Annotated in this window: 1 pseudogene; it reads right to left on the reverse strand. The window is 45.8% G+C overall.

Features of this window, described 5'->3' with window-relative positions:
• Positions 1–710, reverse strand: a pseudogene (locus ABR854_RS25755) (hypothetical protein); the annotation flags it as partial.

Consider the following 710-nt stretch of genomic DNA (forward strand, 5'->3'; position numbering starts at 1 on the left):
AGTTGCTGTACAGCCATTGCTATTTGTCACCGTTACGGTGTAAATTCCTGAAATTGTGATATTTACTGTCGCATTCGTTCCCAAACCATTTGACCATGAATACGTGCCACCACCTGTGGCTGTGCGTTCTACCGAAGTGGTCGTACAAGTTAAACTCGTTGTCCCTGTGATGCCTGCACTTGGTACACTATTATCAATTGTAACACTTGTTGTCGCTGTGGCACTACAACCATTACTATTCGTCACTGTTACGGTGTAAATACCTGAAGTTGTGACACTTACCGTCGCACTTGTTCCAAGCCCATTCGACCATGAGTACGTGCCACCGCCTGCGGCTGTTCGGCTAACTGATGTCGTTGTACAAGTTAAATTCGTTGTCCCTGTGATGCCTGCATTCGGAACACTGCTATCAAGCGTGACATTGGTCGTAGCTGTGGCGGTACAACCATTGCTATTCGTCACCGTTACGATATAAATTCCTGAACTTGTGATATTTACTGTGGCACTTGTTCCCAAGCCATTTGACCATGAATACGTGCCGCCACCTGTGGCTGTTCGGATTACCGATGTTGTTGTACAACTTAGGTTTGCTGTACCTGTGATTACTGCATTTGGCACGCTGTTATCAAGCGTGACATTGGTGGTAGCAGTTGCTGTACAGCCATTGCTATTTGTCACCGTTACGGTGTAAATTCCTGAAATTGTGATAT

It is taken from the genome of Emticicia sp. W12TSBA100-4, assembly GCF_040253585.1.
In the GTDB taxonomy this organism is placed as follows: domain Bacteria; phylum Bacteroidota; class Bacteroidia; order Cytophagales; family Spirosomataceae; genus Emticicia.